A 25,153-nucleotide genomic window follows, 5' to 3' on the forward strand; every position below is an offset into this window, starting at 1 on the left:
CGCCCGGCCGCTCTCGGCCATGATCTCCCGATGGTCCTCCGGCTCGATCCCCGCTTCCCCCTGGTCTGGCGCTCCGCGACCGCGATGCAGGTCGGACTCGACCACCCGCGGGTCGTGCTGGAGGGCGTCGGCTACGCCGAGGAGCTGCTGGTGCAAGCCCTGCGGGTGGGCACCAGCGCGGGCACGGCGCGGCTGATCGCGACCCGCGCCGGCGCCTCGGACGCGCGCGTCGACGAGCTGCTCGCCACGCTGCGCCCGGTGCTGCTGCGGAGCATCGACCCGGATCCGCCCGCGCCGCCACGGGTGGTCGTCGAGGGCGTCGGCTCGGCGGCCGACGCCCTGCGCAGCCTGCTCCGCGGCGAGGGCTGCGAGCTGGTCGGCGAGGACGCGGTGCCCGCTCTCGCGGTGCTCGTCGCCGACTACGCCGTCGCTCCGGCGCGCGCCGCGCACTGGCTCTCGAGCGACGTGCCCCACCTGGCCGTGGTCTTCGGCGACGAGGCGGTCCGCATCGGCCCCCTCGTCGAGCCGGGCGGCGGGCCCTGCCTGCACTGCGCCTACCGCGACCGGATCGACCTCGACCCGGAGTGGCCGCGGCTGGTGATCCAGGTCCTCGGCACCACCGCATCGACGCGCACCGCCCTCTCCAGTGCCGCGACCGCGGTCGCGGCGGCCGACGCGGCGCTCCGGCGGCTGCACGCCGGCTGGACCGGGCTGCGCGCTGTCGAGCGCACCTACTCGGACGCCTCCGGCTCGTTCAGCGAGCGGCGGCTGGAGCCGCACCGCGGGTGCGCGTGCCGATCTCTGCGAGGAAGCGCGACGGCTCCCGCCGCGTGACCCGGCCCACGGTGGACTGCGACCAGGAGAGCCGCAGCCGCTGACGCGCGCGGGTGATGCCGACGTAGAGCAGCCGGCGCTCCTCGTCGATCGCCTCGAGGCCGCTCGCGTAGGAGATCGGCAGCAGGCCCTCCGTCAGGCCCATCAGGTGCACCGACTCCCACTCGAGGCCCTTGGCGGAGTGGAAGGTGGCCAGGGTGACGGCCGCGCGGTCCGGCTCGTGGTGCACCTGCTGGCGGGCGAGGAGGTCGTCGGTGAACTGCTTGAAGCTCCAGCCGGCGGGCGCCTCGTCGACCAGCCGGGCGAGCGTGTCCAGCGACTCCCAGCGCTCGCGCACGGCGCCCGGTGCCGACGGCGGCTCGGCGCTCCAGCCGAGCGAGCGGAGGACGTCGCTGACCGACTTGAACAGCGGCTCGCCCGAGATGGAGACCGAGGCCGCGCGCAGCTGCATCACCGCCTGCTTCACCTCCGGCAGGTCGAAGAAGCGCTTGCCGCCGCGCAGGTGCGCCGCGACGCCGCGCTCGTGCAGCGCGCGCTCGAGGATCGCGGACTGCGAGTTGGTGCGGAAGAGGATCGCGATGGCGGAGGGGCGCACGCCCGCCTCGATGTCGGCGGCGACGCGGGCCGCCACTCCCCGGGCCTCCGCGACGTCGTCGGGGTAGGCGTCGATCGCCGGCTCCGGGCTCTCGGCGGCGGCGGGGGCGCTCGCGACGGAGTGCAGCACGAGCGCGCCGGGCCGGCCGCGCATCAGCCGGTTCGCGGTCTGCACGATCGGCGGGGCCGAGCGGTAGTTCTCCTCGAGGCGGACGACCGTCGCGGCCGGCCAGCGCGAGCCGAAGTCGAGCAGGTAGTCGGCGCGGGCGCCGGCGAAGGAGTAGATCGTCTGGCTCGCGTCGCCGACCACGCAGAGGTCGCTGCGGTCACCGAGCCACAGCTCGAGCAGCCGCTGCTGGAGCGGGTTCACGTCCTGGTACTCGTCGACGACGAAGAAGCGGTACTGCTCCCGGACCTGCATCGCCATCGCCGGCTCGGACTCGAGCATCCCCGCGGTGACCAGGAGGACGTCCTCGAAGTCGATCTGCCGGCGCTGGTCCTTCAGCCCCTCGTACTCGTCGACCATCGCGACGGTCTGCTCGAGGGTGAGCCGTCCGGGCAGCGCACGGGTCCGCGCGGCCACCGCGTACTGCTCGAGCGAGAGCGCGGACACCTTCCGCCACTCGATCTCGGCGGAGAGGTCGCGCAGGGTCGCGGTGTCCAGCTTCAGCCGGAGCCGCTCCGCCGCGTGGCCGAGCAGCCGCGCCTTGCCGTCGAGCAGCTGCGGCATCGTGCCGCCGACCAGCTGCGGCCAGAAGAAGCCGAGCTGCGAGAGCGCGGCGGCGTGGAACGTCCGGGCCATGACGCCGCCCGCCCCCAGGACGCGCAGCCGGGAGCGCAGCTCGGCGGCCGAGCGGCTGGTGAAGGTGAGCGCCATCACCCGGGCCGGCGTGTAGACGCCCGTCGCGACGCCGTGCGCGATCCGGTGGGTGATGGTCCGCGTCTTGCCGGTGCCCGCGCCGGCCAGGACGCAGACCGGGCCGAGCAGCGCCTCCGCCGCCTCGCGCTGCCCCTCGTCGAGTCCGTCGAGCAGGGTCACGCGACGATGGGGCCGTTCTCGAGCGCTCCCCCGTACCAGTCCTCGATCATCGCGCGGGCGATCGACGAGCGGCCGGGCAGCAGCACCGACTCGAGCGAGTCGTGCAGCTGCTGGCGGGTGAACCAGCGCAGGGCGACGATCTCCTCGCCGTCCGGGAGCAGGTCGGCGGGGGCCTGGTCCTCGGCGAGGCGGGCGGTGAAGCCGATCATCAGCGAGGCGGGGAACGGCCAGGGCTGCGAGCCGAGGTACTGCGGGTCGACGACGCGCATCCCGGACTCCTCGAAGATCTCGCGGACGACCGCCGCCTCGAGCGACTCCCCCGGCTCGACGAAGCCGGCCAGGAGCGAGAAGCGGCCGGTGCCCCACATCGCGTTCGAGCCGAGCAGCAGGCGGTCGTCGGCGTCGAGGACGCAGACGATGATCGCCGGATCGGTGCGCGGGAAGACCTGGCTGCCGTCGACGGGCGAGCGGCGGACCCAGCCGCCCTGCTCGATCACGGTGGCCTCGCCGTTGCGCGGCGAGAAGCCGTGCGAGGCGTGCCAGTTGACCATCGCGAGCGCCTCGGTGAACAGGCCGGCGTCGCGGTCGCTGAGGTGCTCGGCGAGGGTGCGCAGGGCGCCCCAGGCGGCGTCGTCGGGCTCGAGGGCGCTCGCCTGCTCGTCCGTGAGCACGGCGGCGGCGACGGGCGTGCCCGCGGGCTCGCCCTCGGCGTCGACGGTGGTGCGGCCGAGGTAGAGGCGGAGGGCGCCCGCCGGCACGTCGGCGGCGGGACGCAGGGCGAGGCGCTCGCCGTCGACCAGGGCGCGGTCGCCGCGCAGGAGGACGACCCGGGTCGCCGGGTCGGCGTCGAGCTCGTCGAAGAGGTCGGCGCGCGCGCGGGCGAGGTAGTCCCGGTCGACCGCCTGGCGGGCGAGCGGGAGGCGGTCGGAGAACGACGGGGTCATGCGGGCTCATTTCGAAGCAGTGCCGGGGGGACGGGCGGTGCGGGGCCGAGGAGGTGGCGGGCCGGGCGGCGGCCGGGAGGAGCGCGGCTCCTCGACGGCATCGGCTGGTCAGCGCGTGGCGACCGGCCGGTCGGGCGCCCGGCGACCTACCCTGGTGAGCATGGCCAGATCCCATCTCACTCTAGCCGCGCTGGCCACTTCGGCCGTCGAGGGCCTCGACGTCCGGACCGCGCGCGAATTCACGCACTCGACGCACGGGGACTTCGACTCCGCCCTGCTGACCACGCGCGACGGCGCCCGGCTGGTGGTGCGCGTGCCGACCTCGCCGCTGGCCGAGCAGGAGCAGCTCGGCGACCTCGTCGCCCTGCGCGCGCTCACCGCCGGCATCCGCAGCCGCCTGCCGTTCGATCTGCAGGAGAGCATCGGGCAGACGCCGTACGACGGCACCCGCGGCGTCGTCTACGAGTACCTCGAGGGCGACCGCGTGCTGATCGACGACGTCGAGGCCTCCAGCGGTCTCGCGGACTCGGTCGGGCGGGCGATCGGCGCGATCCACTCGCTGCCGGCGTCCTTCGTGCAGGAGGCGGGGCTGCCCGTCGCCTCGGCCCGCGACAGCGTCAACGAGACGGTCGCCGTCATCGAGCGCGCCGCCGACACCGGCCACGTGCCCGCCGCGCTCGTCGCGCGCTGGGAGTCGGCCTCCTCCGACGAGGCGCTCTGGCAGTTCGACCCGACGGTCGTGAACGGCTCGATGACCTCCGACTCCTTCCTCCGCTCCGGCGACTCCGTCAGCGCCGTGCTCGGCTGGGCGGCGCTGCGCGTGGGCGACCCGGCCCGCGATCTGCACTGGCTGCTCAGCGCCCCGGGGGCCGGCACGGCGTTCGCCGCGTACTCGCGGATGCGCGCCGGCGCGGTCGACCGCACCCTCCGCCAGCGCGCTCAGCTCTACGCCGAGCTCGAGCTGGCCCGCTGGCTGCTGCACGGCACCGAGACCGAGGACTCGGCGATCGTCGACGACGCGGTCGGGATGCTCGACCTCCTGGTCGACAGCGTCCTCGGCGATCTGTCCGCGCCGCTGTCGACCGACACCGGACCGGTGCTCGAGGTCTCCGAGGTCGAGGAGCTGCTGAACCGCACGCCCGGCGCGCGGACCGGCTCCTCCGCTCACGGCCGCGGGCTCGCCCCCGTCGCCGAGGAGAGCGACTCCGAGAGCTCGCGCTCCGAGTAGAAGCGCTCGGGCCGCAGCACGAGGTCGTCGGCGACGAAGTAGAACACCGCGTCGACGCTCTCCAGCGGCACGCCCTTCCAGCGCGAGTAGGCGAGGCGGTACAGCGCGAGCTGGAACTGCTTGAGCTCGAGATCGGCCGCGTCCTTCGGGGCGCGGCCGGTCTTCCAGTCCACGATCTGGAAGCCGTCCTCCGTCCGGTAGACCGCATCGAGCTTGCAGACGACGACGTGCCCGGCCAGCTGGAGGTGGATCTCGATCTCGACCGCCTCGGGGCGGCGGTCGGCCCACTCCGAGCGCTCGAACGTCTCGATCAGACGGGCGAGCTGCTCGCCCTCCGCTCCGGCCGCGGTCGCTCCGCCGTCGTCGAGCTCGTCCGGGAAGGTGTCGACCGACTCCGCCTCGCCCTGGATGCCGAAGCGGTTCTCCACCCAGGAGTGGAACGTCGTGCCGAGCCGGGTCTGCCGGTACGGCCGCTCGGGCATCGGCCGGCGCAGCTGTGCGACGACCTCGGCGGGCGTGCTGACGATGTCCTTGAACCGCGAGGCCGGGATGCGGGTCGGCAGGCCGACGCGCTCGCCGCCCGCGAGGCGCACGGCGCGCTCGGCGAGCAGCAGGCGGATGTCCGCTCCGCGGGCGCCGAGCAGCGCCGGCTCGGCGACGCGCACGCGCTCGGCCGCCGCGCGCACCCGGTCGCCGCGGGCTCCGAGCGGGTCGTGCGGCCAGTGGAAGGTGCGCGGCGCCTGCTCGAGCGGGTTCTCGAGGTTCGACGGCTCGACCGGCAGCTCCGGGAGGGTGCGGGCCTCGGCGAGGTCGCGGAGGAAGACGCCGGGTCCGCGCGGCTTCGCCTGCCCGGCCCACCAGGAGCCGCTCAGCAGCAGGTGGTGCCGGGCCCGGGTGACCGCGACGTAGGCGAGCCGGCGCTCCTCGGACTCGTTGCGCTCGCGCAGGGTGTCGCCGAAGTCGGCGATCGCGTCGACGACCTCCTTCTGCGTCGTGCAGCCGCGCCAGGCGAGGTCCGGCAGCTCGGCGGCGTCGCCGCGGAAGGCGTAGGGCATCGCACCGAGGCGCACCCAGCCGCGGAAGCCCTCCACCGGCGTGCCGGGCAGCTCGCCGTCGACCATCCGCGGCACGGCGACCAAGTCCCACTCCAGGCCCTTCGAGCCGTGGATCGTCAGCAGCTGGACGGTGCCGGGCTCCGGGTCCTCGGGCCGGGGCGCGAGGCCGTCGCGCTTGTCCGCCAGCACGAGCCAGCGGAGGAAGCCGCGGAGCGACGAGCCGGTGCCCGCGCCGCGGTCGTCGGTCTGCAGGTAGCCGGACACCGCCTCGCGGAACGCCTCGAGGTTGGCGCGGCCGTCGCTGCGCGACTCGTTGGCCTCCACCTCGATGTCGAGGCCGAGCTCCTGCTCGACCAGCGTGACGAAGTCGAGGAGGTCCAGGCCTGCCCGGGCTCGGAGGCGCGCGAAGAGCGTGCCGGCGTCGTGCAGGCGGCGCAGGCCCTCGTCGCTGAACGAGGACAGCGCGGAGTGGTCGAGCCGGCCGTCCTCGCCGGGGCGTCGCGAGGCGATGAAGTCGAGGGCCTCGATGATCGAGCCGCCCTCGCCCTCGGTGACGGAGGCGCGCATCCGCTCGCGCACCTCCTCGGGCAGCAGCCGGTGCGCGTGGTCGCGCGAGGCGAGCCAGGAGGCGAGGTCGCGGAGCGCGCGCAGGTCGCGGACGCCGAGGCGCCAGCGCGCGCCGGCCAGGAGGCGGACCAGCTCGCTGCCCGCCGCCGGGTCCTCCACCACGGTCAGCGCGGCGACGAGGTCGGCGATCTCGGGCTGCCGCAGCAGGCCGCCGATGCCGAGGATGTGGTACCGGACGCCGTGCCGGGAGAGCGCGGCGGCGAAGCGGTCCATGTGCGCACGGACGCGGAAGAGCGCCGCGGCCGACGGCGGCGCCTCCCCGCGCTCGGCGTTCTCGGCGAGGCGGCCGGCGAACCAGCGCGCGACGTCGTCGGCCTCGTCCTCGATCGTCTCGGGGAAGGTGAGCTCGACGGCGTGGTCGGAGGCGCCCGGTCCGGCGGCGAGGCGGTCGACCGGCACGGCGCTGCCCGCGGTGAGCGGTGCGACGACGGCGTTCGCCGCGGCGAGGACCCCGTGCCCGTTCCGCCAGCTGGTGGACAGCGAGAAGCGCGCCGCGGAGCCGAAGTCGAGGGCGAAGCGGCCGAGGCCCTCCGCGCTCGCGCCGCGCCAGCCGTAGATCGACTGGTGCGGATCGCCCACGGCCATCACGCCCTGCTCGGCGAAGAGCCGGGCGAGCAGGCGGGTCTGCAGCACGGAGGTGTCCTGGTACTCGTCGAGCAGCACGACCCGGTAGCGGGCGCGGTGCTCGTCGACGACGCGCGGCACGCGCTCGATGATCCGCAGCGCCAGCGCCACCTGGTCCGAGAACTCGACGAAGCCGCGCTCGGCCTTCGCCTCCTGGAACCGCTCGGCGAGCGCCGTCAGCACCGGCAGCGCGCCGACGGCCTGCAGCGCCTTCTCGAGCTCGCGGTAGAGACCGGAGCCGCTGGAGCCGCGGGGCAGCTCGCCGAGGCGGAGGAAGTCCTCCGCGAAGCCCGCGGCCTCGGCCGGGTCGGCGAGGTTGTCCGCGAGGTCGTGCGCGAGCGCGACGGTGAGATCGGTCAGGCGGTCGATGCTCGCCTCGACCTCGAGGATGCGCGGGTCGGCGGTGTCGGCGACGACCCCGCGCGCCAGGTGCCAGGCGGAGGCCTCCGAGAGCACGGTCGCGTCGCCCTCGCGCCCGATCAGCGCGGCGTTGTCGCGGAAGATCGTGTTCGCGAAGGCGTTGTAGGTCGAGACGGTGGCGGCCTCGAACGGGTCGGGCTCGGTCTGGCCCTCGCGCAGCGGCAGCAGGCCCGCGGCCCCCAGCTGGTCGATCCGGCGGCCGATCCGCTCGCCGAGCTCGGCGGCGGCCTTGCGGGTGAAGGTGAGGCCGAGGACCTCGGAGGGAGCGGCGAGCCCGTTGGCGAGCAGCCAGAGCACGCGGTTCGCCATCGTCTCGGTCTTGCCGCTGCCGGCGCCCGCGACGACGAGGGCCGGGGCGAGCGGCGCCTCGATGACGGCGCGCTGCTCGACGGTGGGCGGGCGGAGGTCGAGGGCCTCGGCGATGGTCAGGGCGTCGATCACGGGCGGGGTCCCTCCTCGGGGGTCGCGGCGGAGTCGGGAGCGGGGTCGGCGGCGGGATCCGGGTCGGCGGCGTCCAGGGACGAGTCCTCGGGAGCCGCGGTCTCCTCCTCGTCCGTCTCGACCTCGTCGAGCGCCAGCCGGCCGTCGCCCGACACCTCCGGCACCGCGTGGATCCGGTACCGCAGGGCGTCCCCCGGGGAGAAGGGGACAGCGTCGAGCAGCCCCGAGAAGCCGGCCGAGGCCATCCCCCGCGCGGCGGCGCGGACCCGCTCGCGCAGCGCCTCGAGCTCCTCCTCGCCGAAGCGGGGCTGGACCACCTCGCGGTAGAGCGACCCGCGGACGCCCTTCGCGACGAAGAGCAGCTTCGCGCCGCCGCCCTCGTCCGCGCCGGCCGCCTCGATCGCGCCGCTCGCGACGGCGAGCTGGTAGCTGCCGAGCTGCGCGTGCTCGGCGATGTCGGCCTGGCGCGGAGTGCTCCGGCCGGTCTTGAGGTCGACGATGACGACCGAGCCGTCCGGCGCGCGCTCGACCCGGTCGATCGAGCCGCGGATCCGGGCGGGCGGCACGTCGATCTCGAACTGCTGCTCGCGGCCGAGCACCGCCCCGCCGCCGCGCTCGAAGTCGGCGAGGTAGGCGGCGAGGCCCTCGACCAGGCGCCGGGTCACCCGCAGCTGCCGCTCGCCGAGCCAGGGCGACTCGAAGACCAGCTCGGGCCAGCGCGACTCCAGCTCGGCCCAGAGCGCCTCCGGCTCCGTGCTCGACGCGTTCTCGAGCACCCAGTGCACGAGCGTGCCGACTCCCATCGCGGTGCTCGTGGTCGAGCCCGACACGGCGTCGACGAACCAGTCGAGCGGCGAGCGCTCGAACGCCTCGAGCCGGCTGGGCGAGACCGAGACGGGCCGCTCCGGGTCGTCGAGGTCGAAGAGCGGCTCGGTGGTGGACGATTCGAGGACGCCGTACCAGGAGGCCGGGTCGGCCCCCGGCACCTCGGCCAGCGTGAGTGCGCGCAGCCCGCGGATCGCACCGGGCGCCTCGGCCGAGTTCGGCGTCGTCGCGGTCCGGCGGAGCCCCGCGACCGCCCCGCGCAGGGTCAGCGGCACGGCCGAGGCCGCGTCGAGCCGGGGCGCGTCGGGCGGCGTGAGCCGGAAGAAGAGGGACGGGGTCTCGTCCTCGCCCGCGACGGCGCTGAGCACGAGCTGGCGCCGGGCCCGGGAGGCGGCGAGCGCGAACATCCGCAGCTCGTCGTCGAGGGTGGCCTTCCGGCTGTCGAGCGGCAGGTCGCCCTCGCCGCGCGCGTGCCGGATCAGCCCGTCGGGGTCGAGCAGCGAGCCGCGCTGGCGCAGGTTCGGCCAGACGCCGTCCTGCAGCCGCGCGACCACGACCACGTCGAACTCGAGGCCGACGACGGAGGAGGGCGTGCCGATCAGCACCGCGTCCTCGACCGAGCGCGGCGCGAGCGTGTCCTCCGGCACCTCCGCCTCGAGGATCTCGGTGACGAAGCCGATCGCCGAGTGACCGGGCGCCCGCTCGACGAAGCGCCGCGCCGCGCTGAAGAGCGCGACGACGCCGTCGAGGTTGCGGTTCGCCTCGGCCGCGGTGAGACCGGTGCCGAGCGCCAGCTCGCGCCAGGAGGACGCGACGCGGCTCGACTCCCAGGCCGACCAGAGCAGCTCCTCGATCGAGCCCTGCTCGGCGTGCAGTCGGCGCACCCGGTCGATCGTGACGGCGAGGCGCTCGGCCTGGCGCGCCGGGCCGGAGTCGATCGTGGCGAACCGTCCCGGTGCCTCCAGAGCCTCCACCAGCAGCGGATCGCTCGCGCGGATGCCCCCGCCCGCGAGCTCCTCCGCCCGCAGAGCGAGCCGCAGCCGTCGCAGGCCGAGCCGGTCGACCCCGCCGAACGGGCCCAGCAGCAGCTCGGCCGCCAGCTCCGCGTCCAGCGGACGCTCGCCCACTGCGACGCCGATCAGCACGAGCAGCGCCCGGGCGGCGTGGTCGTCGCGCAGGGCACGGCCGGCCAGCACGGAGCGGGTGGGCACCTCGGCGACGGCGAGCGCCTTCAGCAGCGGCTGCACGGCTGCGCCGGAGCGGACGACGACGGCCATCCGCCGCCACGGCACGTCGTCGCGCAGGCGGCGCTCGCGGAGCAGGCGCGCCACCGTCGCGGCCTCGCGCGCCGCGGTCGGTGCGTGCAGCACGAGCACGGGAGCGGGCGCCCCCTCCTCGTCGGCGGGGGCCTCGGCGGCGCGCTGCCGACCGGCCGCGGCCGTGCCGATCCGCTGCGTCGCCGCGGAGACGAGGGCGCGCAAGGCCGCCCCGTGCCGGTGCACCCGGCCGAGGACCAGCGTCTCGGCGTCGCGCACGCCGATCGCCGGGCCGAAGCGGCCGAGGGTGTCGGAGGCGGCGCCGCGGTAGGCGCTCGTCGCGACGTCCGGGTCGCCGAACGCGAGCACGGTGACGCCGCGCGCGGCCAGGGCTCGCAGCAGCACGACCGTCGACTCGCTCGCCTCCTGCATGTCGTCGACGACGACGAGGCGGAGCGCCCGGATCCGCTCGCCCCCGCCGCCGTCGCGGATCGTCTCGGCCGCGAAGGCCGCGAACTCGGCGGCGTCGAGCTTCGTCCCCGCCTGCGGCGACATCCAGTCGACGACGTCGCGGAACTCCTCGAGCACGGCGGCGGCGGCCGACCACTCGCCGCGGTCCGCGTCCACGGCCAGCCGGCGGATCGCGGCGGTGTCGAGGCCGTGCTCGGTGGCCCGCATCCCGAACTCGCGCAGCTCGGTGCGGAAGGTGCGCAGCCGCAGCACCTCGGGGCTGAACTCGTCGGGCCAGCGCGGCCCGGTGCCCTCCTCGAGGTGCCCCTCGAGCAGCTCGGAGAGGATGACGTCCTGCTCGCCGCCGGTGAGGAGGGTCGGCCGGTCGATCCCGAGCTCCTTCGCCGCGGCGGTCACCGCCTCGAAGGCCAGCGAGGTGGCGGTCCGCGCCAGCGGCCCCCGCGTGGGCACGCCGAGCCGCAGCGCGAGCACGTCGCGCAGCGCGGTCGCGGCGGTGCGGCTGGCGGCGAGCACGGCGATCGACTCCGGCTCGTAGCCGCGCTCGAGCACGCGCTCGGCGACGAGCTCGACGATCGTGCGGGTCTTGCCCGAGCCGGGGGCGCCGAGCACCGCGGCGCTGCGGCCGTCCGGCAGGGCGAGGACGGCGCGCTGCGACGGGTCGAGGACGAGCCCCTCGCCGGCCGAGCCGTCGCGAGCGGGAGCCTCGTCGGAGGCGGGTGCCGGGGTTCGAGGAGCGCTCACGCGACCACGCTAACGAAGACCGCCGACACTGCCGAGCGCCCTCGGGCGGCCCCTCCCGGGCCGGGTCCGCTCAGCGCGAAACCGGCGTCGGCCGCGCCGCCTGGTCCCGTATCCTGACAGCCACGTCCCCTCCCGAAAGGCACTGCTGGTGGAAATCCGTATCGGAATCGTCAACACCCCGCGCGAGCTCAACTTCGAGTCCTCGCTGTCCGTGGCCGAGGTCGAGAAGACGGTGACCACCGCGCTCGAGGCGGGCGCCAAGGTCCTCCGCCTGCGCGACGAGAAGGGCAAGATCTACATCGTCCCCACCGAGACCATCGCCTTCGTCGAGGTCGGCTCCGAGGAGTCGCGCCGCGTCGGCTTCGTCGCCTAGCCCCTCCCGCACGGTCACGTCGTGGAGCTCCTCTTCGTCACGCTCGGCGGGATCCTCCTGGGCCTCGCCGCCCGCTACGGGCTGCCGCACCGGCACCTGCACGGGTCGGTGCTGATCCCCGCGCTCGGCGGCGTCGTCGCCGCCGTCGTCTGGGTCGCGCTGACCTGGGCCGGTCTGCCCTGGGACGGCGGACTGATCTGGATCCTCGCGCTCGGCCTCGCGGCTGTCGCGGTCCTCACGGCCGACGTCGCGCTCGGCCGGGCGCGCACCCGCCGCGACGACGCCGCCCTCGAGGCGATGCTCGCCGGCCGGGTCGCCCCGGACCGCGTCGCTCCCTGAGCGCCGCCCACCACCACGCGAAGGCGCGGGAGTCCTGGACTCCCGCGCCTTCGTCGTCCCCGGGTCCGCCGCCTCAGGCGGGCAGGGCCCCGACCGGGGTCGTCGCGGCCAGCGCCTCCGCCACCGCCGCGCGGATCGGCTCCACGATCGGCAGCACCCCGGCGAACTCCGCGGCCAGCCGCTCGGCCGCCGCGCTGAGCGGCCCGCCGCCGATGATCACCGCCTCCGCCCCGGCCGCCTGCGCCCGCAGCACCGCGGCGTGCAGCTCGCCGTGCAGCCGGTCCGGGTCCTCGAGCTCCTCCGCCGGCGACGCCGTGAGGAAGCAGCCCGCATAGGCGCCGAGGCTCCCCGCGTCCGCGACGAGCGCCCGGAGCACCGGCTCGAGCCGGCCGGTCGTCGTCGCGATCGCGAACCGCCGGCCGCCCGCGCTCGCGGCGCGCACGGCCGCGGCTCCGATGCCCACGACCGGCAGCCCCGTGGCCTCCGCCGCCTCGGCGGCACCCGGATCGCCGAACGCGGCGACCACGATCGCGTCGGGTGCGTGCAGCAGCACTGCGCGTCGAGCCGCGGTCACCACGTGCGCCGCCGCGGCGGAGAGAGCGGAGGGCGTCGTGATGATCGAGGGCCCCTGCGCCACCGTCTCCCCCATGATCCGGACGTCCTCCCCGCGCACCGCGTCGCGGGCGACCGCGACGAGGAGCCGGGTGGTCGCGACCGAGGTGTTCGGATTCACGACGACGACCGTGCGCTGCACGCTCAGTCCTCCGCCATCGGGCGGCCGACGGTCTCGCGCGGGAACTGCACGGCGATCGCGCAGATCGCGAACAGCCCGGCGAGGAGGGCGAACATCCCGCCGACCCCCGAGGCGTCGAGCACGGCGCCGGCGAGGAGCGGGAACAGTCCGCCGGAGAGCGAGCCGAGGGCGAGGATCACCGAGGTGCCGAGGCCGCGGATGCGCGTGGGGTACTGCTCCGGAGCGAACAGCCAGATGGTGGTGTTGAGCACGATCACCGAGAAGTTGAAGAGGAAGCCGAAGACGAGCACCAGCGCGACGGTGGTACCGAGGAAGCCGAAGCCGAGACCGGCGCCGATCCCGAGCAGGGCCGCGACCGTGAGCGTGAGCTTGCGCGGCAGCCGGCGGGCGGCGAGGGCCGCGACCAGCGCTCCGACGAGGGAGCCCGACTGCATCACGAGGGTATACCAGAGCGCACTGGTGATGTCGAAGCCGCGGGAGGTGAGGATCAGCGGGATCAGGGTGAGCATCGAGATCTGCGCGGCGTAGGACATGCAGACCGCGACGCCCAGGGCGATCGTGGTGCGGCGGTGGCGGCGGCCGAAGAGCTCGGTCCAGCGCGGGGTGCTCACGGCGGTGACGGGCCGGTCGGCGGCACCGCCCAGGTAGTCGACCTCGTCGGTCACGGGCCGGTGCAGACGGCCCTGCGCGAGCCGGTTGATGACGGTGTTCGCCTCGGCGACGCGGCCGCGGGCGGCGAGATAGCGGGGAGTCTCGGGCAGCGCGCGCCGGTAGACCACGACCGCGAGGGCGGGGATCACCAGGATCCCGAAGAGCCAGCGCCAGCGGTCGTCGCCGGTGAAGACCGAGAAGACGATGACGCCGAAGAGCGGGGCGAGCATGTTGCCGAGTCCGGCCGCGGCGACGTTGATCAGGCCGACGGCGGTGCCGCGGTGCTTGGCGGAGAAGAACTCGGCGAGCATGATGACCGCCGTCGCGATCTCGCCGCCGAGGCCGAGGCCGACCAGGAAGCGCGCCGCGACCAGGATCTCGTAGCTGGGCGCGAAGGCGCAGAGCAGCGAGCCGACGGCGAAGATCATCAGGTTCGCGCCGAGGAGGGTGCGCCGCCCGATCCGGTCCATCACCACTCCGGCGAGGACCCGGCCGAGCGCGACCGCCGTGAAGGTCGCCGTGTTGAGCAGGCCGATCTGCGCGCCGGCGAGTCCCCAGTCGGCGGCGAGGATCGGGCCGGCGACGCCGACCGTGTTCTGCTCGATCGCGTCGAAGAAGACGCCGAAGAGGATCATCGCGACGATGCCCAGGTGGGCGCTCGTGACTCCGATGCGCGAATAGGCGGCCTCGATGCGGTCGCCCATCGTCGTGGCGGGGGGCGGATTGGTGACGGTGCTCATGGGGCGGGTCCTTCCGGCGGAGTGGCGAGGGGGCGCTCGGTATACCGAGGCACGTCGATCACGGTAGATCCGATCCGGCGCCAGGTTGTTTCGGGCAGATGAAGACGGCGTTACAAGGGCCGACGGGTCTCTCCTGCACCGCCCGCTACCCTTCGAGGACGGAGAACGGGTAGACCATAGGAGCGCCGATGCCGACGAAGAGTCCCGCGCAGACGATGTCGCAGCGGGTGTACGAGGAGCTGCGCGCGCGCATCCTCGACGGCCGGCTGCCCGCGGGCGAGCCGATCCGCGAGCGCGATCTCGCCACCGAGCTCGCCGTCTCGCGCGTCCCGATCCGCGAGGCGCTGCCCTGGCTCGAGCTGGCCGGCCTGGTCACGGTGCGCCCGCGCAGCACCGCCGTCGTCTCAATCGTCCGGCGGCGCGACGTCGAGGAGCTCTACGACATCCGCTCGGCACTCGAGCCGCTCGTGGCCCGCAAGGCCGCGGAGGCGGTGGCCCGCGGCGCCGACGCCTCGGCCCTGACCGCAGTGGTCGCCGACGCGAGCGCCGCCCTCGCCGCCGGCGACCTCGCGCGCTTCCACTCCGAGAGCGGCCGCATCCACGGCGCGATCGAGACGATCGCGGGCAACCGGCTCCTGATCACCACGATGCAGCCGCTCGACGAGCGCAGCAACCGTCTCAACATCGCCAACATCCAGGCCGAGCCGGGCGTCCGGCACGACGAGCACGTGCGGCTCGCGGAGGCGATCGCCGCCGGCGACGCCCCGCTCGCCGTCTCCGTCGCCCACGCCCACGTCGAGTGGGGCCGCGCCCGCACCGTCGCCACCCTGACCCACGTCCCCGGCTTCATCGACGACTGACGCAGCGGCGGCGCACGTCCTCCGTACTGATCGACCGGCCAGCGGCGGTCGCCTCCATGCTGATCGAGTAGCCCGCGCAGCGGGCGTATCGAGATCCACCACCGCAGGGAGTCGGGTCTGCAGAACCCATTCTCCGGAGGACGTGGGTCTCGATACGCCCCTCCGGGGCTACTCGACCAGCATGAGGCGCGGCACAGGCCGAGCTCCGGCACGCGGATCTCCCTCGGGCACGCGGGAACGGGCGAATCCCGCGAGCCGGAGGTGATTACGCGAGCCGGAGGCGACGGACCCCGTTCGACAGCCGCGCCGGGGCCTCAGGCCGTCAGGCCGAGCGCGTCCATCCGGCGGGTGTGCGAGGCGATGAGCTCGGTGAAGACCGGCTCGATCCGGGACTCGTCGGAGTCGGGGTTGCCCGAGCCCATCAGCGCCGAGCGCGCGACGAGCAGCGTGTCGCCCACCAGCCGGCGCCCCCAGACCGCGAGCCGGGAGCCGAGGCGCTCGTCCGCGGCGATCTCGCGGCGGAGGATCGCGACCAGTCCGTCGACGCCGGTGTCGGCGCCCAGCGTCTGCGCCATCCGCGGGCCGACGTCGTTCGGCAGCCCGCCGGTGAGCCGGATGAAGAAGTCGTCGAGGAGCCCGGCGGTGATGTAGGCCGACAGCAGCGTCTCGTGCAGGTCGGCGCCGCGGGTGAGGTGCTCGAAGGTGTCGATGGCCGGCCGGAACGGTGCCATGGCCTCACTCGGCTCGACGTCGCGGCGGCGCAGCTCGGCGACGACCGCGTGGTGCTTCGCCAGCGCGGTGCCGGCGGCGGCCGAGATCGCCTCCTTGTCGGCGAGGTCGTCCGTGCCCGCCACCCCGCGGGCCAGCGCCTCGAAGACGGCCAGCTGGAGATACGCCACCTGCCCGAGGTAGGGCAGCAGCTGGGGGCTCAGGTCGGCCAGATCGACGCGATCGCGCTTGCTCGTCGACTCTCCGCGCGGGGTCAGTCGGGGGGCTTCGCCGAGCGGACGTCGACGTCGGAACCAGGCTGCCATCCGATCAGTGTAGAGCGCGCGCCGCCCGCGGTTCCGGGCCCGAGGACCCCCGTGGCGGTAGACTCGCCGGGATGTCACCGGCGCTGGATCGGTGACCCTGCGCCCGAGTCGTACAGGGGCGTGGACCGTTCGACACGACAGGCGCTTCACTCCGTGACTTTCTCCGACCTCAACATCGACGACGACATCGTCGCCGCACTCGCCGCCAAGGGCATCCTCGAGCCGTTCCCCATCCAGGAGCAGACCATCCCGCTGGCCCTGCAGAAGCAGGACATCATCGGGCAGGCCAAGACCGGCACCGGCAAGACCTTCGGCTTCGGCCTCCCCCTCATCCAGGCCCTCGGCAACGACCCCGAGCCCGGCGTCAAGGCGCTGATCGTGGTGCCGACCCGTGAGCTGGCCGTGCAGGTCACCGAGGACATCGAGCTCGCCGCCTCGAACCGGCCGACCAAGATCGTCTCGATCTACGGCGGCAAGGCCTACGAGGGTCAGATCGAGCAGCTCAAGGCCGGCGCGCAGATCGTCGTCGGCACCCCGGGCCGCCTGCTCGACCTCGCCGGTCAGCGCCTGCTCTCGCTCGCGAGCGTGCAGACGATGGTCCTCGACGAGGCCGACAAGATGCTCGACCTCGGCTTCCTCTCCGACATCGAGAAGCTCTTCGCGCAGACCCCGGCCACCCGCCACACGATGCTCTTCTCGGCGACGATGCCCGGCGCGATCGTCGCCCTCGCCCGCCGCTTCATGAACAAGCCGATCCACATCCGGGCGACGGACCCCGACGAGGGCATCACGCAGGCGAACATCAAGCACATCGTCTACCGGGCGCACTCGCTCGACAAGGACGAGGTCATCGCCCGCATCCTGCAGGCCGAGGGCCGCGGCAAGACCGTCATCTTCACCCGCACCAAGCGCGCGGCCGCCCGCATCGTCGAGGAGCTCAACGACCGGGGCTTCAACGCCGCCGCCGTGCACGGCGACCTCAACCAGGAGCAGCGCGAGCGCGCGATGGCCGCGTTCAAGGCCGGCAAGAAGGACATCCTGATCGCGACCGACGTCGCCGCCCGCGGCATCGACGTCAACGACGTCACCCACGTGATCAACCACACGATCCCGGACGACGACCAGACCTACCTGCACCGCGTCGGCCGCACCGGCCGCGCCGGCAAGACCGGCATCGCCGTCACCTTCGTCGACTGGGAGGACCTGCACAAGTGGGCCCTCATCAACCGCGCGCTCGAGTTCGGCCAGCCCGACCCGGTCGAGACCTACTCCTCGTCGCCGCACCTCTACGAGGACCTCGCGATCCCCGTCGGGACGAAGGGCCGGCTGAAGCCGACCCCGATCCCCGCCGAGGCGAAGGCGGACGCCCGCCCCGAGCGTGCTCCCCGTCAGCGCGAGCCGCGGGAGCCGCGCGAGGGCGGCCGCGAGCCGCGCCGCCGCAGCCGCGGTGACGCCGCCGAGACCGCTCCCGCCGCGACCGAGGGCGAGCCGGTGCAGACCGGCCAGGCCCCCTCGAGCGAGAGGAAGGAGCACCACGACGGCAACAGCGAGCCCCGCCGCCGCACCCGCCAGCGCCGCCGCAGCCCCCGCCCGGACGGCTCGGCGTAGGTCTCAGCGGCCGCGGATCTCGATACGCCCGCTCCGCGGGCTACTCGATCAGCATGGAGGACCGCTCCGCGGTCTACTCGATCGGCGTGCGGGACCGCTCCGCGGGCTACTCGATCAGCGTGCGGGACCGCTCCGCGGGCTACTCGATCAGCATGGAGGACCGCTCCGCGGGCTGCTCGATCGGCGTGAGAAGCATGCTGGTCGAGTAGCCGCGCAGCGGCGTATCGAGACCCGCCCCGCCGCGCCGACGTCTCGGCTCAGCCCGCCCGCGCCGCCCCGCGGATCGCGTCGACGGTCGCGCGTTCCGTCGTGTTCTCGCCGAGCCGGTTCGGCTTGCCGGTGCCGTGGTAGTCGCTCGAGCCGGTCGTGACGAGGGAGTACCGAGCCGCCAGCTCGCGCAGTCGCCGCTTGCCCGCGGCGGTGTTCTCCCGGTGCTCGACCTCGAGGCCGAAGAGCCCCGCGTCGACCAGCTCCGGCAGCATCGACTCGATCGCGATGCCGCGGGTGCTCGTGGCGGGGTGCGCGATCACGGGCACGCCGCCCGCGGCCCGCACGAGCCGCACCGCCTCGACCGGATCCGGGGCGTAGTGCGGCTGGAAGTAGCCCCCGCGCCAGTCGAGGATCCCCGCGAACGCCGCCGAGCGGTCGGTCGCGAGCCCGCGGGCGACCAGGGCGTCGGCGATGTGCGGGCGCCCGATCGTGGTGCCGGGGCTGGTCTGCGCCAGCACGTCGTCCCAGGTGAGGTCGTAGTCGGCCGCGATCGCCGCGACGATGGCCTGCGCGCGGTGCGAGCGCTCCGAGCGGATCCGCGAGGTCTCGGCCACGAGGCCGGGGTCCTCCGGATCGGGGAGGTACGCGAGCACGTGCACGCTCGCCCAGCCGACCCTCGAGGAGAGCTCCATCCCGGGGAGCAGATCGATGCCCGCCTCCTCGGCCGCCGTGATCGCCGCCGCCCAGCCGCGGGTGGTGTCGTGGTCGGTCAGCGCGACGCCGTCGAGACCTGCCGAGGCGGCCGCGCGGACGAGCACCTCGGGCGGCTCGGTGCCGTCGGAGACGAGCGAGTGGGTGTGGAGGTCGTACCCGCCTCCGGGGACATGCATCCGGCCATCGTAGACGCGCGTCCTGCGGACTCCCCGGGACCGATGCCCTAGCCTGGGCCGGGATGGGGACACGACTGGTCAAGTTCGCGGTGGCGCTCGCAGTGGCGATCGTGCTGCTGGTGGTCGCGGCACCCGGCTTCTTCGGCCTCGCCGGTCAGACGCCCTTCGCGCAGCTGGTCTCGTTCCGCGCCGCCACCGCCCTGGCCGCGGTCGCCGGAGCCGTCGTCCTCGTCGTCGTCGCGGTGCTCGTCGAGCCGGTGCGCCGGCTCGCCCTCGTCCTCGGCGCCCTCGCCGTCGCCCTCGCGCTCGTGCTCGGCGGCCTGCAGGCGGTCCGCGGCAACGACTCCGCCCCGCCCCGCGCGCACCGCCTCGGCGATCTGCGCGTCCTGAGCTGGAACCTCCTGCACGACGGCGTCCCCGCGGAGACGGTCGCCGCGCTCGCGAACGCGAACGCCGCCGACGCGGTCGCGCTGCTCGAGGTGTCCCAGGAGCGCGCCCAGCAGGTGGTCGACGTGCTCGCCGCCGCCGGCCGGCCGATGACCCTCCACCTCGTCGCGGGCTCCGGTCCCAGCGACGGCACCGCCCTCCTCCTCTCTCCCGCCCTCGGCGGCTACTCGGTCGACGCCGCGAGCACGCCGACCGCGACCAGCGCGTCCCTCGTGGCCCGCCCCGACACCCCGGACCGCCCGGTGATCGCCGCCGTGCACACCACCGCTCCGCTGCCCGCTCAGGCGACCGAGTGGCGCAGCGACCTGGCCAGGCTCGCCGACCTCTGCACCGCCGAGGAGGACCTCGTCGTCCTGGGCGACCTCAACTCCACGCTCGACCACTGGTCGGCTCTCCCCGGCGACTCCGACCTCGGCGGCTGCGCGGACGCCGGCCGGCTCGCGAACGCCGCGGCGGTCGGCAGCTGGCCGACGAGCCTCCCGCCGGCCCTCGCCGCCCCGATCGACCACGTGCTGTTCTCCGGTCGCTGGGACGTCTCCGGCTTCGACGTGCTCAACGACCAGGACGACGCCGGCAGCGACCACCGCCCGGTGATCGCGCAGCTCTCGGTCCGCGGGATGGTCAAGGAGTCGTCCTGACCGCTGCCCCGGCCGCCTGACCCTGCCCCCGGTCGCCGTGTCAGGCGCAGGGAGGAGAATGGCGGCATGACGAACACGGACGAGCAGACCACCACCGCCGCACCGGAGACCGTCGCCGCCGCCCCCGCGCCGCGCGCGACCACGAACCGCTCCACGACCCCCGGCTCCGACCGGTTCCGCGACTTCATCGCGTCCGGCTGGGCCGAGCGCGAGGACGCTCTCCCCGAGCCGCGCGAGCAGGCCGTCTTCGCCGCGCGCCGCCGCGAGCGCCTCTCGGCCCTGCACACCGGCGTCCGGCTGATCGTGCCGGCCGGGCGGCTGAAGCAGCGCGCCAACGACACCGACTACCCCTTCCGCGCGCACTCCGCCTTCACCTGGCTGACCGGCTGGGGCTCGGACTCGGAGCCCGGCGCCGTCCTGGTGCTCGAGCCCGCGGGCGAGGGCCACACCGCGACGCTCTACTTCCGCGAGCGGGCGGGCCGCGACTCCGACGAGTTCTACGCGAACTCCGAGATCGGCGAGTTCTGGATCGGCCCCCGGCCCTCCCTCGCGCAGGTCGCAGCCGACCTCGGACTCGAGACCCGCGGCATCGCGGAGCTCGACGCCGTCCTGGACGCCGGCGAGGCGCCGGTCGCGGTCCTCCGCGAGGCGGACCCCGTGGTCACCGCGCGCGTGAACGCGCAGTCGCCCGGCGCGGAGACCCGGGCCAACGAGCGCGGCGACGCCCTCGAGCGCGACCTCTCCGAGCTGCGCCTGGTCAAGGACGAGTACGAGATCGCCGAGCTGCGCGCCGCCGTCGACGCCACCGCCCGCGGCTTCGAGGACGTCCTCGCCGACCTGCCCCGCATCGTCCGGCACGAGCGCGGCGAGCGCCTGATCGAGGGCGTCTTCAACGGCCGCGCCCGCGCCGACGGCAACGCGGTCGGCTACGACACCATCGCCGCCGCCGGCGCGCACGCCTGCATCCTGCACTGGACCCGCAACGACGGGCCGGTGCGCCCCGGCGACCTGGTGCTCCTCGACGCCGGCGTGGAGCAGGAGAGCTACTACACCGCCGACATCACCCGGACCTTCCCCGTCGACGGCCGCTACACCGAGGCGCAGCGCCGCGTGCACGAGACGGTGCGGGAGGCGGCCGACGCCGCGTTCGCGATCGTCCGGCCCGGCATCCGCTTCCGCGAGGTGCACGCCGCCGCCATGGCCGTGATCGCCCGGCGCACCGCGGAGTGGGGACTGCTGCCGGTGAGCGCCGAGGAGGCGCTCGAGGCCGACAACCAGCAGCACCGCCGCTACATGGTGCACGGCACCAGCCACCACCTGGGCCTCGACGTGCACGACTGCGCGAAGGCCCGCCGCGAGATGTACCTGGACGGGATCGTCGAGGCCGGCATGGTCTTCACGATCGAGCCGGGCCTCTACTTCCAGCCCGACGACCTCACCGTCCCCGAGGAGCTGCGCGGCATCGGCGTCCGGATCGAGGACGACGTCCTCGTGACCGCCGACGGCGCCGAGAATCTCTCGGCCGGCATCCCCCGCTCCGCCGACGACATCGAGGCGTGGATGGCGCGGCTCGCCGGCTGAGGCCCTACCCGGACGGCTCCGGGTCGGGTCCGGCGTCGCTCAGGCGGCGACGGCCTCGACCGGGTTCTGCCGGGCGACGGCGCGGGCGAGCCCCTCGAGCAGGACGGCGAGCTGCCCGGCCGGCGCCGCCGGGTCCTCCGGGTGCCACTGCACGCCGACGATCGGCGCTTCGCGGTGCTCGAGCGCCTCGACGACGCCGTCCTCCGCTCGGGCGACGACCCGGAGGCCCGGGGCGAGGGCGTCGACCGCCTGGTGGTGGGCGCTCTGCACGGCGAGCGCCTCCGCGCCGAAGAGGCCGCCGAGGGTCGAGTCCGCGGCGAGCACCACGTCGTGCCGGTGCATGCGCTCGTGCACCGGTGCGTCGGCGTTGAGGTGCCCGGCCTCCGGGCCGAGGTCCGGGACGAGCGTGCCGCCGAGGGCGACGTTGACGATCTGGAGTCCGCGGCAGATGCCGAGCAGCGGGGTGCGGCGGGTCAGCGCCCGGCGCACCAGGGCGATCTGGGCGGCGTCGGCCTGCTCCGCGTGCGGGCCCTCGCCGGCGTAGCCGCGGGCGACGCCGTAGCGCTCGGGGGCGATGTCCTCGCCGCCGGCCAGCACGATCGCGTCGGCGCCGAGCGTGCGCTCGAGCAGCCGCGCGGTGCCGAGGTCCTCCGCGGCGAAGCGCTCCGCCTCCCAGCCGAGCTCGCGGGCGAGGCCGAGGATGCGGCCGTTGAGCATCTGCACGTAGGCGTGGTACTCGTCGCGTCCGGGGCGCGCCGAGGCGACTTCGACGATGGCGAGCGTTCCTGGCATGCCTCCATCCTGGGCACGGGCGGGCAGCGGGTCGAGTCGCGACGACACGGTCGGTAACACAGGCCCCGTACGATCACGGAGTGACCTCGCCGCCCCCGTCCCTCCCCGAGCGGCTGCACCGATCCCGCGCCGATGTCTCCGTCCTCGCCGGCACCACCTCGGAGCGGCAGGTGCGTCCGCTCCGCGAGGCGATCGAGGCGGCCGGCGAGCGCGACGACGCCGCCGCGGCTGCGCTGCTCGACGCCGCCGAGGCGCAGACGGTGCTGCTCGAGCGCGCCGAGACCCAGCTGAGCGCGCTGGAGCGCTCGGTGCGCGACGACCTCGACCGCGCAGCCACCCTGACCGGCGTCCGGACCACCGCGCAGCTCGCCTCCGCCGCCGACGTCGCGACCGCCTGCGCCGCCGCGACCGGCCTGCTGCTCAGCGCCGACGACGCGCGCGCCTCGGACGTCCGCCACGACCCCTCCGCCGTGCTCGCCCTGCTGCTGGAGGCCGACGCCGCGCTGGACGCCGTGGTGGCGGGCTATCGCGAGCCGCGGGCGCAGGCCGAGCGGCAGCTGCTCCTGGTCGAGGGCGCGCGCACGGTCGCCCTGCTCGGGGCCGACGCGGTCGCCCTGCTGGCGGCCGTGCACGGCGAGCGGATCACCGCCGCGCCGCGCATCCTCGCCGAGGAGACCCGCGCCCAGCTGGACGCCGCCCTGCACCTCGCGGCGGCCGATCCCGCCGCAGCGCTCGAGCAGGCGAGGGCGGCCGACGACCGCGCCCGCTCCGCGCTGGACGAGGCGCTGCTCGACCTCGACGGTCCCGAGGCGCCGTCCGCGGATCCGCTCGCGGGCGTGCCCGGCGAGCTCCCCGCGGCCTGATCGGGCGGAGCCTCGGCCCCCGCGAGCCGCGTGCCATAGTGAGAGCCATGGCCTCCTTCCTCGTCGTCCCCCAGTGGCAGGGGTCCGCCTCGACGCGGGCCATGCGCCTCGTCGACGGAGCCGAGGCGATCCGCGGCGATCTGCCCTCCTCCGCCACGGTCGTCGTCGACGTCCCGCCGGAGGCGGGCGACGCGCAGGACACCGGAGTCCGCCGCTACGCGTCCGTCGCCGTGACCGCCGAGCGGGTCCGCGAGGCGCTGGCCGGCCGTCCCGGGCCGATCGTGACGATCGGCGGCGACTGCGGCGTGGAGTTCGCGGCGATCGGGCACGCGGTCCGCTCCTCCCCCGAGCCGGTCGCCCTGGTCTGGCTCGACGCGCACCCCGATGCGAACACCCCGGAGACCTCGCCGAGCGGCGCGTTCTGCGGCATGGTGCTCTCGGCCGTCCTCGGCCGCGGCGTCGGACTGCTCAGCGCGTCCGCCGCGGACCGGATCGCCGACGAGCACGTCGTGCTCGCGGGCGTCCGCGCCTCGGACCCGGGCGAGCTCGACGGACTGCTCGAGCGCGGCGCCACCCACCTCGGCGTCGACGCGCTCCATCCGGAGGCGCTCGTCGCCGCCGTCGAGGCGACCGGTGCCGGCTCGGTCTACGTGCACATCGACCTCGACGTCCTCGACCCCGCCGAGGTCGCCGGCCTCTTCGACCCCGTGCCATTCGGCGTCCCTGCCTCGCGGCTGGTCGAGTGCCTCGCCGCGCTGCGGGCCCGGTTCCCGCTCGCGGGCGCGGGCCTCACCTCCTTCGCGCCGTCCTCGCCGACCGCCGCGGTCGACGACCTGCCGACGATCCTCCGCCTGGTCGGCGCGACGACCCGCGGCGTCTGAGCACTCCGCGCCGTCCGAGCACCGGCCGGCACGTCGTCGGCCTGAGCGGCGACTCCGAATCGGCGCCCCGCCGCGACCCGGTGTCGGCGGCACCGGGCAAGATGGACGGACGCGACCCGAGCGGAGGACCGATGAGCGACGACCGGCGACGTGTGCGCACCGAACGGCGCGGGCACGTGCTCGAGATCGTCCTCGACCGGCCCGAGAAGCGGAACGCCGCCGACTTCCGGCTGCTGAGCGAGCTGGCCGCCGCCTACGGCGAGCTGGACCGCGATCCGGAGCTCCGCGCGGGCGTCGTCCTCGCCGAGGGCGCCCACTTCACGGCCGGGCTCGACCTGGCCGACATCGGGCCGCGGCTCGGCGGCGACGGCCTGGACTTCGTGCCCGAGGGCGGCCTGGACCCGTGGGCGATCCGCACCCGCCCGGTGGCCAAGCCCGTCGTGATCGGTCTGCAGGGCACCTGCCTCACCCTCGGCATCGAGCTGGCGCTCGCGAGCGACGTCGTCGTCGCCGAGGAGTCGGCCCGCTTCGGGCAGATCGAGGTCGCGCGCGGCATCCTCCCCTTCGGCGGTGCCACGCTGCGCTTCCCGCGCGCGGCCGGCTGGGGCGACGCGATGCGCTGGATCCTCACCGGCGACGAGTTCGACGCCCGCGAGGCGCACCGGATCGGCCTGGTCCAGGAGGTGGTGGCCGACGGCACCGTCGCCGAGGCGGCCCGAGCGCTCGCCGAGCGGATCGCCGCGCAGGCTCCGCTCGCCGTCCAGGCGGCGCTCGCGAGCGCCCGCCTCGCCGTCGCCTCCTCCGACGCCGAGGCCGCCGCTGCGCTGCCCGCCGAGCTGGCACGCCTCGCCGCGTCGGACGACGCGCGGATCGGCATGCAGGCCTTCGTCTCCCGCACCCGAGCGGAGTTCACCGGCCGATGAGCGAGCAGGCACCCGTGACCACGTCCGTCCCGACCACCACCGGCACCGCCGATCCCGCGGCCCGGCAGCGGTCCGTCCTCGATACCCAGCGCGAGCGCGCGGCCCAGCAGCTCGAGGTCCGCCTGCGCTACGGCGACCAGGTCTGGGAGCTGCGCGAGGTCGACCACTTCGCCGTCTTCTCCCGCCGCTCGAGGGCACGCCGGGCCGGGCGGGCGCTCGTCGCCTCCGGCTTCGAGATCGCGATCTCGCGCCTGCGGCTGCGCCTCGTGCTGGTCGCGAGTCACCACGCCGCGGTGGACGAGGAGGCGACGACCGCCTTCCTCCGCCAGGTGATCGAGGTCGTCGAGCGCGAGGGCGGCCGCTACGACGGCTGGCGCGCCGAGATCGTGCCCGCGCACTGAGGACGTCCTCCGGGCCGCACGGCGCCGGAGTCCAGGACAGAACGGGCGATCCGCCCCCGAGAACGATCC

At 75.1% G+C, this 25,153-nt stretch carries 22 protein-coding genes; 13 read left to right on the forward strand and 9 right to left on the reverse strand.

Features of this window, described 5'->3' with window-relative positions:
- The first annotated feature begins 30 nt into the window (after positions 1-30).
- Positions 31-834: a hypothetical protein gene (locus tag EDF43_RS15860; RefSeq protein WP_132437754.1), complete on the forward strand. Its 804-nt coding sequence runs from the start codon at positions 31-33 to the stop codon at positions 832-834.
- Here EDF43_RS15860 and EDF43_RS15865 read toward each other — a convergent pair.
- Positions 755-2,467: an ATP-dependent helicase gene (locus EDF43_RS15865; protein ID WP_123705100.1), complete on the reverse strand. Its 1,713-nt coding sequence runs from the start codon at positions 2,465-2,467 to the stop codon at positions 755-757. The genes EDF43_RS15860 and EDF43_RS15865 overlap by 80 nt on opposite strands.
- On the reverse strand, positions 2,464-3,411 hold the full coding sequence (gene nudC / locus EDF43_RS15870) for an NAD(+) diphosphatase (RefSeq protein ID WP_132437753.1): 948 nt from the start codon (positions 3,409-3,411) through the stop codon (positions 2,464-2,466). The genes EDF43_RS15865 and nudC overlap by 4 nt, the downstream gene beginning before the upstream one ends.
- Before the next feature lie 160 nt (positions 3,412-3,571).
- Between nudC and EDF43_RS15875 the strand changes: the two genes are divergently transcribed.
- Positions 3,572-4,639, forward strand: a complete 1,068-nt coding sequence (locus EDF43_RS15875) for a phosphotransferase (protein ID WP_123737691.1) — start codon at positions 3,572-3,574, stop codon at positions 4,637-4,639.
- Here EDF43_RS15875 and EDF43_RS15880 read toward each other — a convergent pair.
- Entirely contained in the window at positions 4,576-7,806 is a 3,231-nt protein-coding gene (locus tag EDF43_RS15880) for an ATP-dependent DNA helicase (RefSeq protein WP_132437752.1), read from the reverse strand. The two genes, EDF43_RS15875 and EDF43_RS15880, sit on opposite strands and share 64 nt — an antisense overlap.
- Complete coding sequence (locus EDF43_RS15885) at positions 7,803-11,099, reverse strand: ATP-dependent DNA helicase (RefSeq protein ID WP_132437751.1); 3,297 nt, start codon at positions 11,097-11,099, stop codon at positions 7,803-7,805. The genes EDF43_RS15880 and EDF43_RS15885 overlap by 4 nt, the downstream gene beginning before the upstream one ends.
- 148 nt (positions 11,100-11,247) lie before the next feature.
- Here EDF43_RS15885 and EDF43_RS15890 point away from each other — a divergent pair, with 148 nt between their 5' ends.
- Both EDF43_RS15890 and EDF43_RS15895 read left to right on the forward strand, forming a co-directional pair.
- Positions 11,248-11,472, forward strand: coding sequence for a DUF3107 domain-containing protein (locus tag EDF43_RS15890; RefSeq protein WP_123447586.1), 225 nt, complete (start codon positions 11,248-11,250; stop codon positions 11,470-11,472).
- A 21-nt stretch (positions 11,473-11,493) separates the two neighbouring features.
- The gene (locus EDF43_RS15895; RefSeq protein ID WP_123737694.1) at positions 11,494-11,811 is read left to right on the forward strand and encodes a hypothetical protein; all 318 of its coding nucleotides are present in this window, start codon (positions 11,494-11,496) and stop codon (positions 11,809-11,811) included.
- Positions 11,812-11,884: 73 nt separating this feature from the next.
- On the opposite strand, the gene EDF43_RS15900 is transcribed toward EDF43_RS15895, so the two are convergent.
- Together EDF43_RS15900 and EDF43_RS15905 are read right to left on the reverse strand one after the other, a co-directional pair.
- Positions 11,885-12,565 carry an aspartate/glutamate racemase family protein gene (locus EDF43_RS15900; RefSeq protein ID WP_207901797.1) on the reverse strand — a complete coding sequence of 227 codons (681 nt, stop codon included), beginning with the start codon at positions 12,563-12,565 and terminating at the stop codon, positions 11,885-11,887.
- 2 nt (positions 12,566-12,567) lie between these two features.
- Positions 12,568-13,956 (reverse strand): MFS transporter, encoded by a 1,389-nt coding sequence (locus EDF43_RS15905; protein ID WP_243583074.1) that lies wholly within the window; start codon positions 13,954-13,956, stop codon positions 12,568-12,570.
- A 188-nt stretch (positions 13,957-14,144) separates the two neighbouring features.
- Here EDF43_RS15905 and EDF43_RS15910 point away from each other — a divergent pair, with 188 nt between their 5' ends.
- Positions 14,145-14,816: a GntR family transcriptional regulator gene (locus EDF43_RS15910; protein WP_132437750.1), complete on the forward strand. Its 672-nt coding sequence runs from the start codon at positions 14,145-14,147 to the stop codon at positions 14,814-14,816.
- A 314-nt stretch (positions 14,817-15,130) separates the two neighbouring features.
- Here the strand turns inward: EDF43_RS15910 and EDF43_RS15915 are convergent, their stop codons facing one another.
- Positions 15,131-15,850: a ferritin-like fold-containing protein gene (locus EDF43_RS15915; RefSeq protein ID WP_123447589.1), complete on the reverse strand. Its 720-nt coding sequence runs from the start codon at positions 15,848-15,850 to the stop codon at positions 15,131-15,133.
- 153 nt (positions 15,851-16,003) lie between these two features.
- Between EDF43_RS15915 and EDF43_RS15920 the strand changes: the two genes are divergently transcribed.
- The gene (locus EDF43_RS15920) at positions 16,004-17,458 is read left to right on the forward strand and encodes a DEAD/DEAH box helicase (protein WP_132437749.1); all 1,455 of its coding nucleotides are present in this window, start codon (positions 16,004-16,006) and stop codon (positions 17,456-17,458) included.
- Positions 17,459-17,511: 53 nt separating this feature from the next.
- Positions 17,512-17,667, forward strand: coding sequence for a hypothetical protein (locus EDF43_RS21935; protein WP_165909158.1), 156 nt, complete (start codon positions 17,512-17,514; stop codon positions 17,665-17,667).
- A 48-nt stretch (positions 17,668-17,715) separates the two neighbouring features.
- On the opposite strand, the gene EDF43_RS15925 is transcribed toward EDF43_RS21935, so the two are convergent.
- Positions 17,716-18,558: a PHP domain-containing protein gene (locus tag EDF43_RS15925; RefSeq protein WP_132437748.1), complete on the reverse strand. Its 843-nt coding sequence runs from the start codon at positions 18,556-18,558 to the stop codon at positions 17,716-17,718.
- Positions 18,559-18,620: 62 nt separating this feature from the next.
- Here EDF43_RS15925 and EDF43_RS15930 point away from each other — a divergent pair, with 62 nt between their 5' ends.
- Positions 18,621-19,643 (forward strand): endonuclease/exonuclease/phosphatase family protein, encoded by a 1,023-nt coding sequence (locus tag EDF43_RS15930; RefSeq protein WP_132437747.1) that lies wholly within the window; start codon positions 18,621-18,623, stop codon positions 19,641-19,643.
- A gap of 66 nt (positions 19,644-19,709) precedes the next feature.
- Positions 19,710-21,224 carry an aminopeptidase P family protein gene (locus EDF43_RS15935; protein WP_132437746.1) on the forward strand — a complete coding sequence of 505 codons (1,515 nt, stop codon included), beginning with the start codon at positions 19,710-19,712 and terminating at the stop codon, positions 21,222-21,224.
- 39 nt (positions 21,225-21,263) lie between these two features.
- On the opposite strand, the gene EDF43_RS15940 is transcribed toward EDF43_RS15935, so the two are convergent.
- Entirely contained in the window at positions 21,264-22,016 is a 753-nt protein-coding gene (locus EDF43_RS15940) for a gamma-glutamyl-gamma-aminobutyrate hydrolase family protein (protein ID WP_132437745.1), read from the reverse strand.
- 80 nt (positions 22,017-22,096) lie between these two features.
- On the opposite strand from EDF43_RS15940, the gene EDF43_RS22175 reads away from it, so the two are divergent.
- The 4 genes from EDF43_RS22175 (at position 22,097) to EDF43_RS15955 (ending at position 25,084) form a co-directional block, all read left to right on the forward strand.
- The gene (locus EDF43_RS22175; RefSeq protein ID WP_207901799.1) at positions 22,097-22,879 is read left to right on the forward strand and encodes a hypothetical protein; all 783 of its coding nucleotides are present in this window, start codon (positions 22,097-22,099) and stop codon (positions 22,877-22,879) included.
- A 47-nt stretch (positions 22,880-22,926) separates the two neighbouring features.
- Complete coding sequence (locus tag EDF43_RS22180; RefSeq protein ID WP_207901801.1) at positions 22,927-23,760, forward strand: arginase family protein; 834 nt, start codon at positions 22,927-22,929, stop codon at positions 23,758-23,760.
- Between the two features lie 131 nt (positions 23,761-23,891).
- Complete coding sequence (locus EDF43_RS15950) at positions 23,892-24,683, forward strand: crotonase/enoyl-CoA hydratase family protein (protein ID WP_132437744.1); 792 nt, start codon at positions 23,892-23,894, stop codon at positions 24,681-24,683.
- A 14-nt stretch (positions 24,684-24,697) separates the two neighbouring features.
- Entirely contained in the window at positions 24,698-25,084 is a 387-nt protein-coding gene (locus EDF43_RS15955) for a ribonuclease E inhibitor RraB (protein WP_165909157.1), read from the forward strand.
- Positions 25,085-25,153 lie beyond the last annotated feature (69 nt).

Source organism: Rathayibacter sp. PhB179 (genome assembly GCF_004345345.1).
Classification (GTDB): domain Bacteria; phylum Actinomycetota; class Actinomycetes; order Actinomycetales; family Microbacteriaceae; genus Rathayibacter; species Rathayibacter festucae.

Coding starts and splice junctions, on each gene's coding strand:
- EDF43_RS15860 (WP_132437754.1), top strand. CDS start 31: ATGGTCCTCCGGCTCGATCCCCGCTTCCCCCTGGTCTGGCGCTCCGCG.
- nudC (WP_132437753.1), bottom strand. CDS start 3,411: ATGACCCCGTCGTTCTCCGACCGCCTCCCGCTCGCCCGCCAGGCGGTC.
- EDF43_RS15875 (WP_123737691.1), top strand. CDS start 3,572: ATGGCCAGATCCCATCTCACTCTAGCCGCGCTGGCCACTTCGGCCGTC.
- EDF43_RS15905 (WP_243583074.1), bottom strand. CDS start 13,956: ATGAGCACCGTCACCAATCCGCCCCCCGCCACGACGATGGGCGACCGC.
- EDF43_RS15910 (WP_132437750.1), top strand. CDS start 14,145: ATGCCGACGAAGAGTCCCGCGCAGACGATGTCGCAGCGGGTGTACGAG.
- EDF43_RS15915 (WP_123447589.1), bottom strand. CDS start 15,850: ATGGCAGCCTGGTTCCGACGTCGACGTCCGCTCGGCGAAGCCCCCCGA.
- EDF43_RS21935 (WP_165909158.1), top strand. CDS start 17,512: ATGGAGGACCGCTCCGCGGTCTACTCGATCGGCGTGCGGGACCGCTCC.
- EDF43_RS15925 (WP_132437748.1), bottom strand. CDS start 18,558: ATGCATGTCCCCGGAGGCGGGTACGACCTCCACACCCACTCGCTCGTC.
- EDF43_RS15930 (WP_132437747.1), top strand. CDS start 18,621: ATGGGGACACGACTGGTCAAGTTCGCGGTGGCGCTCGCAGTGGCGATC.
- EDF43_RS15935 (WP_132437746.1), top strand. CDS start 19,710: ATGACGAACACGGACGAGCAGACCACCACCGCCGCACCGGAGACCGTC.
- EDF43_RS15940 (WP_132437745.1), bottom strand. CDS start 22,016: ATGCCAGGAACGCTCGCCATCGTCGAAGTCGCCTCGGCGCGCCCCGGA.
- EDF43_RS22180 (WP_207901801.1), top strand. CDS start 22,927: ATGGCCTCCTTCCTCGTCGTCCCCCAGTGGCAGGGGTCCGCCTCGACG.
- EDF43_RS15950 (WP_132437744.1), top strand. CDS start 23,892: ATGAGCGACGACCGGCGACGTGTGCGCACCGAACGGCGCGGGCACGTG.